This is a genomic window from Flavobacterium sp., from assembly GCF_043720215.1.
Taxonomy (GTDB): Bacteria; Bacteroidota; Bacteroidia; order Flavobacteriales; family Flavobacteriaceae; genus Flavobacterium.
On record NZ_JAYSSZ010000167.1, the window covers coordinates 1 to 10,181 of the forward strand.

9 protein-coding genes and 1 pseudogene are annotated in these 10,181 nt (G+C 30.2%); 9 read left to right on the forward strand and 1 reads right to left on the reverse strand.

The genetic code is table 11. The features are described from left to right. The first annotated feature begins 284 nt into the window (after positions 1–284). The 4 genes from ACHZC3_RS07710 to ACHZC3_RS07725 all read left to right on the forward strand — a co-directional run bounded on the left by ACHZC3_RS07710 (position 285) and on the right by ACHZC3_RS07725 (position 3,787). The gene (locus tag ACHZC3_RS07710) at positions 285–437 is read left to right on the forward strand and encodes a hypothetical protein (RefSeq protein ID WP_394759283.1); all 153 of its coding nucleotides are present in this window, start codon (positions 285–287) and stop codon (positions 435–437) included. Positions 438–518: 81 nt separating this feature from the next. After that, positions 519–2,555 carry an ATP-binding protein gene (locus ACHZC3_RS07715; protein WP_394759284.1) on the forward strand — a complete coding sequence of 679 codons (2,037 nt, stop codon included), beginning with the start codon at positions 519–521 and terminating at the stop codon, positions 2,553–2,555. Between the two features lie 30 nt (positions 2,556–2,585). Continuing rightward, positions 2,586–3,254, forward strand: coding sequence for a response regulator (locus ACHZC3_RS07720; protein WP_394759285.1), 669 nt, complete (start codon positions 2,586–2,588; stop codon positions 3,252–3,254). Between the two features lie 206 nt (positions 3,255–3,460). Then, on the forward strand, positions 3,461–3,787 hold the full coding sequence (locus tag ACHZC3_RS07725) for a hypothetical protein (protein ID WP_394759286.1): 327 nt from the start codon (positions 3,461–3,463) through the stop codon (positions 3,785–3,787). Here the strand turns inward: ACHZC3_RS07725 and ACHZC3_RS07730 are convergent. Further along, positions 3,780–4,928, reverse strand: a complete 1,149-nt coding sequence (locus ACHZC3_RS07730; RefSeq protein ID WP_394759287.1) for an ATP-binding protein — start codon at positions 4,926–4,928, stop codon at positions 3,780–3,782. The genes ACHZC3_RS07725 and ACHZC3_RS07730 overlap by 8 nt on opposite strands. Positions 4,929–5,102: 174 nt before the next feature. Here ACHZC3_RS07730 and ACHZC3_RS07735 point away from each other — a divergent pair. The 5 genes and pseudogenes from ACHZC3_RS07735 to ACHZC3_RS07755 all read left to right on the forward strand — a co-directional run. Further along, a pseudogene (locus ACHZC3_RS07735) lies at positions 5,103–6,108 on the forward strand (AAA family ATPase). Between the two features lie 42 nt (positions 6,109–6,150). Next, complete coding sequence (locus ACHZC3_RS07740) at positions 6,151–7,017, forward strand: DUF58 domain-containing protein (RefSeq protein WP_394759288.1); 867 nt, start codon at positions 6,151–6,153, stop codon at positions 7,015–7,017. 28 nt (positions 7,018–7,045) lie between these two features. Then, entirely contained in the window at positions 7,046–8,632 is a 1,587-nt protein-coding gene (locus tag ACHZC3_RS07745; protein WP_394759289.1) for a hypothetical protein, read from the forward strand. A gap of 1 nt (position 8,633) precedes the next feature. Continuing rightward, a complete protein-coding gene (locus ACHZC3_RS07750; RefSeq protein ID WP_394759290.1) occupies positions 8,634–9,635 on the forward strand; it encodes a VWA domain-containing protein in 1,002 nt (333 codons plus the stop codon). A gap of 6 nt (positions 9,636–9,641) precedes the next feature. After that, a partial coding sequence (locus tag ACHZC3_RS07755) for a VWA domain-containing protein (RefSeq protein ID WP_394759291.1) occupies positions 9,642–10,181 on the forward strand: 540 nt, incomplete at its 3' end.

Genomic DNA, 10,181 nt, shown 5'->3' on the forward strand with positions numbered 1-10,181 from the left:
GTGACTTTTGCACTAACCAGTATTTGTTCTAACGCTTTTAGTCCGCCATGTATATCGCCTATTACGAATGTTCTCATTTTATGATATTATAGATGTGAATTTACACAAAAAAAAAATTAAAAAAACTTCTCTTTTTTAAAATTTTAACAAAAAGTGAGGAAAAACCGTAAAATTTATTTTTTAGGAGGTTATAATTTTGATAAAATTATAAAATCGATATGGCATTTTATAATTAAAAAAAATAGCATTTAAAAAGCTAAATATTAACTAAATTTCACAAAATTATGAAAACTATCATTTATATATTAGGAATTACTATTTTATTACTAACATTTTCATCGTGTACTGCAGATGATATGATAGAAAACCCTAAAGATCCGAAAAATTTGCAAGCAACAGGCGAGATTGACCCACCAATTCCTATGCCAAAACCATAAAAAGTTGTTTTATAAAATGTCTTTCTAGTTGCAAAATATATTTTTAGTAAATTTGAAATCATGTAATACAAATTGTATATTTTGAAGAAAATACTTTTCCTGTTTCTTTTCTGTCTATTATTTATTAATTGTTCTGAGAAGAAAAATGGCAAAACAGTCGATTTTTATAGTGACAATATAGATACATTGCTAGCGAAAGCTAACGATTATAGTATCAGTGAGGAAACACGCATAGAATATACTAAAAAAGCGCATGCTGCTTTGCAGGGTGAAAACAATGATTCTTTAACTAGAGATCGCTATTTTAAATTAGCGGGAAGGTATTATAATCTTAAAAAAGACGAAGAATATTTGAATATTTCTCGTGAGATTTACACAATGTCTCAAGAAAGTAAAGATTCTCTTGGAACCGTGAAGGCATTGCAATATATTGGTGATTATCATTATAATAAATTTATAAATGACAGTGCCTATTATTATTATAGCAAAGCAGAAAAGACATATTTACATCTAAAAAATAAAGGTAATATTGACAGATTAAGGTTATATAAAGCTAATATTTTATTTTATGAAAAAGATTTTTTGGGTTGTGAAACGGCAATCATAAACATTTTAAAAACGATAAATGACAAAAAAGATGTACGATTAATTTATGAATGTTACATCACCCTAGGAAATGCTTTAGTAGGCAGTAATAACAGCAAACAATCAATAATATATTATAATAAAGCCTACGAAACAACGAATCAACTAAAAAAAGATTCCCAATATTTATCTCTCAAAGCACAGACATATAATTATTTAGGACGAGTTTTTCAGAAAGAAAAAAAACATAAAAAAGCAATTTATTATTTCGAAAAAGCATTAGATTTTTCAGATTTTCGAAAAAGTGAGCCGTTACTTTATGCTAATTTAATTAATAATTTGGGGTATTCTAAATTCAAACTACATGATAATTCGTCTTTATCATTGTTGGACAAAGCTCTACAAATAAGAGACAGTCTTAAGAATATTCCAGGAATTGTTTCTAGCAAAATAAACCTTTCAGAATATTATTTTATAAATAATAACACCAAAAAAGCTATGTCGTTTAGTATCGAAGCAAAAGAACTTGCTCATACTAATAAAATATTTGAGGATGAACTAAAATCTCTCGAATTACTTGCTAAAATAGATACTAATAACGATTCTTTTTATAATAATCAATTTATAAAATTAACAGATAGTCTTCAAAATAATGAGCGTACTACTCGTAATAAATTTGCAAGAATCGAGTTTGAAACAGATGAAATTTTAAATCAGAAAAAAAACATTGAAGCCGAAAAGGATAAAATTTCTTTACAACGATGGATAATTTTGGGATTTAGTTTATTTTTAATATTAATTATAGCCTTGTTATATCTTGCAAAATGGCAGCATTCGAAGAACAAAGAACTTCAATTTGAGCAAGAACAAAGAAAAGTAAATGAAGAAATTTATCAGTTAATGTTAGAGCAACAACGTAGGATTGATGAAGGAAGACAAAACGAAAAAAAGCGAATTGCACAAGAATTGCACGACGGAATAATGAGTAAACTAACTAGTACAAGACTAAATTTGTTTATTCTTAGTAAAAAAACAGACGAAGAAACTATAAAGAAATGTCTTTTGCATATTGCAGAAATTCAAAATATAGAAAAAGAAATACGCTCTATTTCTCACGATTTGAATAATGATATTTTCGCAGGAAAAGACAGTTTCAAAACAATAATAACAGCTTTGTTTCAAGACCTAGAAGCTATTTCTGATATAAATTGTCGTATAGAAATAGATGATAATATAAATTGGGAAACAATAGAAGCATCAACCAAGATGCATCTTTATAGAATATTTCAAGAAGCATTACAAAATATTCGAAAATATGCAAAAGCAACTAGTGTTGCTGTCACTATAATAAAGAGAGACAATCATATTCATGTTGAAATAAATGATGATGGAATTGGGTTTAATGTAAAAAAAGTAAAATCAGGAATTGGACTAAAAAATATTCAATCCAGAGTAAAAATGATTAGAGGAACATTACAAATTGAATCAAACACCGGAAAAGGGACACAAATAAACTTGATTATTCCCACGTAAATTGTATTTTAGCAAGAGCTAAATAAATTTATGCAAACAAAATTAAAAATCTTAATGGTTGATGATCATCCTTCAATGATTGAAGGATACAAGATTATCTTGTCCTACAACAATTTAGGATTAGAAATCGAAACTACTGCAGTTTATAATTGTGAAAGTGCATATAGTACAATTACCCATAAATCTAATAAAATAAATTTTGATTTAGTTTTTCTAGATTTCAGTTTACCGCCTTATGAAGAAATGGATATAAAATCTGGACAAGATTTAGCTATGCTAACTAAAATCCATTTGCCTAATGCAAAGATAGTCATGTTAACCTCGCATACAGAAGCGATATTACTATATGATATAATTAGAACTGTTGAACCTCACGGATTGTTAGTAAAAAGTGATTTTAGTGCAGAAGAACTACTCTTCGCATTCGATAAGATAATGGGAAATGAAATTTATCATAGTACAACGGTAACCCAGAATTTAAGAGAGATACTTTCCAAATCAAGTATTTTAGATCAAGAAAATAGGCAAATAATTACTTTATTATCACAAGGTATAAAAACAAAAAATCTACCAAGTTACCTGAATATTTCAATTAGTGCAATCGAAAAAAGAAAAGTAAACATTCGTGACTATTTCAATCTACAAAAAGGGAGTGACGAAGATATTATTCGAGAAGCCAAAAAATTAGGTTTAGTTTAGCCTTTCATTAACTCAACAATGTTTTTAATTTTCAATTATGTAAATTTTAACAAAAAGTGAGGAAAAACCGTAAAACATAGTCGCTAAGAATAAATAATTTTGAGCAATAAGATACCCCAATTATCTTATCACTTAACCTCAAAAAATTGTCTATTCTATTTGGGATTTTTTCTAAAAGAATAGGCAATTCTTATAATCTTAATTGTATGATACAAAATATACAAAACTTAGATAGAAAAACTAAATATAGCCTGTTTATTACAACATTAGTCCTTGCTGTTTTTGCAATGCTAGTTATAAATGTAGTCGTTTCAATTATTCACATGCTCGATCTTATAAAAGAACCTAGCTTCGAAACTATTTCATTGGCATTTAAAGAAGGTTATTATACGATAAATGACAAAAAAATAGGAATCCCAATTCTTTTTAACATTGTTGGAGGCTTTATTCTTTGGCTACTAATGCTATACCATACAATAAGGAGTATATATAATTTAGATTTTTTTTTAGATAATTTTAATGATTTCAATTAGAATCGAGTTTGTCATATTTCATTTTTCTTAAAACTCGCAATGATTCTTTAAAATTCAAATAAACTTGTGGGTAAGGTTTTAATAAATTCTTGGCATCAATTAGTCTTTGTTTAGCATTTTCAAATCCGTTCAAATGGCAAATCATTAATATTGAAGGTAAATTTTGAAGATCATTTTTCTCATGTTCATCAAGAATTAATCCTTTATCCATTTTAGCTAATAAAGATTTAGTAGCGTTATAAATATGATGCAAAATTCGTTGATTAAAGATAGGTGGTTCAAATAAAATTTTGTTTTCAATTTTATAATAACCATTATCAAAAAAAGTAATAGTCACTTTTTCTAAAGGATAGTAACTTGTTTTGTCGTTTAGTCCAAGAGAAATATATTCTGTAATTATAAAAGAATTTTCATCATATTCTATCAAAACTTCGTCTTGTGCTGAATAAAAAAGTTTAATTTGTTCGTTAATTAGTTCGATATCAACTCTTGTAAAATAACTATTTTGCTTAACTTTCTTTTTATTTCCAGACCAACAAACCACAAACAATTCTTTAAAAACTTTATAGTCAGTAAACATATCTTTGTGACGAATGTTTATAAAATCTAAAACACCCTCTAAGGTATAACCAATGCTGTTTCTAGAATTATTCTCGATACTAATTACAGTTTCAATGTTTTGCTTAGAAAAAGGGATCTTATCTTCGGTAGGAATCGTGTTACTTCCCACGCGTTTGAAAATCGAATTAGCAACAATTGTATGAATACCTTTTTTAAAAAAAGATACCTTATTATTGGGTTTTATAGTCACTAAACCAACGACTTTATCTTTTGGAAGATTAGGAAACGGCACATTTTCGTACTGAATTTTTGGTGGATTTTCTAAAAAAGCATTCACCAAATTCTGAATTCTACTATCATCAAAAAAATCGTCGCCTACAATCTCATTATCAGAATCTTCAACTCCAACAACGATATAAGAATTATTGGTAGGATTTGAATTTGATAAAGCACAAATATGTTTTAAAAATTTCCCTTTTCCTTCTCGTGAATGCAAGTTTAACTGTCGCTTCTTATCATAAAAACTGCACTCATCATTGTGAGCCAAAAGATTTTTTATAAGGAGCCGTTTGTTAATCAAAACCGTGTGTTTTTTTTCAATTCTTAAAAATAGTTAAATACTATCACAAATCATCCTTAAAATTGAATGTTTTAAAGAAGTTTTAACCATTTTTTAACATCTTACTTCTAAAAAAAAATTCAATTTGCATCTTTAATAAATACATCCTAAATTCACGGCTTTAAAAAAATAAAAATGGAAGAAAATACAACGACTTTAGACATTAGAGCGATTAATGAAAAAATTGAAAGAGAAAGTGCTTTTATAGACCTTCTCACAATGGAAATGAACAAAGTAATTGTGGGACAAAAACACATGATTGAGCGTTTGCTTATCGGACTTTTTAGGTCAAGGGCATATTTTGCTTGAAGGGGTTCCAGGTTTAGCAAAAACTCTGGCCATAAATACATTATCGCAAGCAATTCAAGGTTCTTTTAGCCGTATTCAGTTCACCCCAGATTTATTGCCTGCCGATGTTGTGGGAACCATGATTTATAACATTAAAGCAAATGAATTTTCGATAAAAAAAGGACCTATTTTTGCTAATTTTGTTCTTGCCGATGAGATAAATCGTGCGCCAGCAAAAGTACAATCAGCACTTTTGGAAGCCATGCAAGAAAAACAAGTAACTATTGGCGATACTACTTTCAAATTAGACAGACCTTTTTTAGTGCTTGCGACTCAAAACCCAATCGAGCAAGAAGGAACTTATCCTTTGCCAGAAGCTCAAGTCGATCGTTTTATGCTTAAAACAGTTATTGATTACCCTAAAATGGAAGACGAGCGTATGGTAATTCGTCAAAATCTAAATGGTGGTTTCCAAAAAGTAAACCCAGTCGTTTCTGTAGAGCAAATTATTCGTGCCCAAGAAGCAGTTCGTGAGGTTTATATGGATGAAAAAATTGAAAAATACATTCTCGATATTATTTTTGCCACACGTTATCCAGAAAAATACAAATTAGAAAGCTTAAAGCCGCTTATTGGTTTTGGTGCCTCACCTCGTGGAAGTATCAATTTAGCTAATGCAGCAAAATGTTACGCTTTTATAAAACGTCGTGGTTATGTCATTCCAGAAGATGTTCGTGCTGTTGTACACGATGTATTGCGTCACAGAATTGGAATCACGTACGAAGCGGAAGCCGAAAATGTGACTTCAGTCGATATTATCAACAAAATCATAAACGAGATAGAAGTTCCTTAAAAGCAATAAAGCAAAAGTAATTAACATTATTGCCTTTAAAAAATGGATACAAAAGAACTCTTAAAAAAAGTCCGAAAAATAGAAATTAAAACCCGAAGATTGAGCGATCATATCTTTTCGGGTGAGTACCATACGTCTTTCAAAGGACGAGGAATGACTTTCTCGGAAGTGCGACAATACCAATATGGCGACGACATTCGCGCTATCGATTGGAATGTAACAGCGCGATATAACGAAGCACATGTAAAGGTTTTTGAAGAAGAACGTGAACTTACGATGATGCTTATGGTCGATATTTCTGGTTCGGAAAGTTTCGGAACAAAAAACCAACTAAAAAGCGAAATTGTAACCGAAATTGCAGCAACAATGGCATTTTCGGCGACTCAAAATAATGACAAAATAGGTTTAATTTTATTTACCGATGAAATCGAGTTATATATTCCACCTAAAAAGGGGAAACCACACGTACTTAGAATTATCCGTGAATTAATAGAATTTAAACCTAAAAGCAATAAAACTGACATTTCACAAGCGTTAAAATTCTTATCTGGAACACAAAAAAAGAAAGCCATCGTTTTTATGATTTCTGATTTTATTACAGATGATGATTACGAAAAAACATTAAAAATAGCAGGAAAAAAGCACGATATTACGGGTGTTCGCGTGTATGATATTCGTGAAGAAAAAATGACAAATGTAGGTTTGGTTGCCATGCAAGACGCCGAAACAGGTGAAACACAATGGATAAACACAAATTCTAAAAATGTCCGTTTTGAATATGAAAAGTATTATAACGAAAAAGTAAGTTATTTTAAAGACATATTCTCAAAATGCGGTTCTGGAACTGTGAGCACAAGAGTAGACGAAAGTTATGTTACAAAATTATTAGGATATTTTAAATCTAGATAAGGATTTAAGAATGATGAGGAACAATCAAATGAAATTAAAACTATATATATTATTACTTATTTCGACTTCACTTTTTGCTCAAAAAGTTGAAACATCTATCGATACAACTAAAAACAAGATTGGTGCGCAATTTACATTGACATTAAAAACGAAAGTAAAATCGACCTCGAAAGTCATATTTCCAACGGCTAAAAACTTTGGAAGTTTAGAAGTTATCGAATCTTATCCAATAGATACTATCAAAGAAAAAGATACATTCGAGCTCATTAAAAAATATGGTTTAACACAATTCGATTCTGGAAAGTATGTAATTCCTAGAATTCCAGTTTTAATAGATAGAATTCCAGTTTTTTCAGATAGTATAAAAGTGGAAGTTTTTAATATCAAAGTCGATACGTTAAAACAAAAAATGTACGACATTAAACCTATTATACAAGTAGAAAAACCGACAGGCGACTGGTGGAAATACCTTTTAGGATTCTTGTTGATTTTAGGCTTAGGATTTCTTGGTTATTTCCTTTGGAAAAAATACCGAAAAGTGCCTGAAAAAGCAATTGTATATAATTCTCCTATCGAAAAAGCAACGAGTTTATTACAATTGTTAGAGCAAAAACATTTGCTGGAAAAAGGTGAAGTAAAAGAATATTATTCGGAACTAACCGATATTGCTCGTGATTATATCGAAGAAGCGATTGACATTCCTGCTAAAGAAAGCACCACTTCGGAACTTATTTTAGCACTTAGAGCAGCATCGACCAAGAAAAAAATGAAGCTTTCTAAAGAAACACTTTTAAGTTTAGAAAAAGTATTAAAACAAGCCGATTTAGTAAAATTTGCCAAAGTGAAACCACTAGATTTCGAAATTGCTGATGATAGAGAAAGAATCGAAAAAACCATTGTAATACTCGACAAATCTATTCCAGTTGTAGTAGATGAGAATAGTAAAAAATGGGAATTACTGCAACAAGAAATTAAACTTAAAAAAGAACAAAGAAAGAAAAAAATGACTTTTGCGGGTGTATTAGTCGGAATATTAGCTTCCCTAATTGCTTATACAATTACAACAAAAGGTTTCGATTATGTAATAAACGGATTTTCAGGATATTCTACCACCGAATTATTAGAAGGTGATTGGATAAAAAGTGATTACGGAAATCCATCACTAATGATAGAAACTCCAAAGGTATTAACGCGTTTAGATACTAAAAAAACAATCCCGAAAGATGCAATGGCACTCATAAAAGACATGCAAATGTTTGGTTATGGAAGCATGATAGAAGAGTTTTATATTGTAGTATCAACCATTCAATTCAAAAAAGAAACCGAAGCCGATTTAAACAAAGCTCTAGAAGGAACTATACAAACATTAACGGCTCAAGGTTGTCAAAATATAACCACAAAACAAGAAGATTTTAGCACCGAAAAAGGGATAAAAGGAACAAAAGCCTATGGAACATTTACAAACAGTGGACGAAAAATGTTTTATGAAATTATTCTGTTTAGCCAATCTGGAGGATTACAACAAATCATATTTGCACACAAAGAAGGCGATGAAAATGCAGAAAAAATATCGGAACGAATGTTAAATTCTGTCGAATTACAAATCACGAATTAGTATGACCAATATCACTTTTTTAAATCCAGAATTTTTTTGGTTGTTTTTACTACTTCCATTTGCTATGGGCTGGTATTTCTTTAAACGAAAAGAAGAAAAACCGACACTAAAAATAAGTTCATTACAAGGTTTTAAAACATCACAATCGGTTCTATCAAAACTAAAACCAGTATTATTTGCCATGCGATTACTAGCTTTGAGCGCATTAATTGTTGCGATGGCAAGACCAAGAACAGTCGATGTTAGTAACAAAAGAAATACAACTAATGGAATTGATATTGTCATTGCATCTGACGTTTCTGGAAGTATGCTTGCTAAAGATTTGAAACCCAACAGAATGGAAGCACTCAAAAGTGTGGCTTCAGATTTTGTTACTGCCCGTGTAAATGACAGAATAGGAATTGTGGTCTATGCCGCCGAAGCCTATACAAAAACACCTGTAACTAGTGATAAAGAAGTAGTTCTTGAAGCCATCAATAGCATTCAATACGACAATGTTTTGCAAGACGGAACTGGAATCGGGATGGGATTAGCAACCGCTGTAAATAGATTAAAAGACAGTAAAGCAAAAAGTAAAGTTATAATTTTAATGACTGATGGTGTAAACAACGCAGGATTTATAGAACCTGTAATGGCGTCAGAAATTGCCGCTGAATTCGGAATAAAAGTTTACACGATTGGTATTGGAACAAATGGAAATGCAATGTTTCCATATGCTTATGCACCCAATGGAGGTTTTTTATTTAAAATGATGCCTGTTCAAATTGATGAGCAATTAATGAAAGAAATTGCCAAAAAAACAGGTGGGAAATATTTTAGAGCTCAGAACAATTCTAACTTAGAAAGTATTTATAACGAAATAAACAAGTTAGAAAAAACGGAAGTCGAAGAATTAAAATTTGTGAACTACGATGAAAAATACCGACCATTAGTTTGGCTTGCTGGTTTGTTGTTATTGATAGAAATTATATTACGAAATACTATTTTTAGAAGTTTTATATAAAAGAAAATGTACGAATTAGACGAATCAAAATATTTATACTTATTATTTCTACTGCCAATTTTGGCGGTACTTTTCTTGTATGTTGAATTCTGGAAAAGAAAAAAACAACGAGAATTTGGTGATGTAGAATTAGTAAAAAAATTAAGTCCAGAAAAATCAAATTTTAAACCAGCGTTGAAATTTGGTATTCTTTTATTAGGAATAGCCATGCTTATTTTAGGATTAGTGAATCCAAAAATAGGAACTAAAGTAGAAAAAGTAAAAAGAGAAGGAATAGATATTGTTTTTGCGATTGATGTTTCAAAAAGTATGCTTTGTGAAGATATTGCACCAAATCGATTAGAAAAAAGCAAACAAGTTGTTTCTCAAATTATTAATAATTTAGGAAGTGACAGAATAGGAATTATTGCTTATGCTGGAAGTGCATTTCCAGTTTTGCCCATCACAACCGATTATAATGTAGCCAAAATGTTTCTGCAAAGTATGAATGCAGGAATGGTGTCATCGCAAGGAAGTAATTTGGATGAAGCCATCAAATTGTCCGAA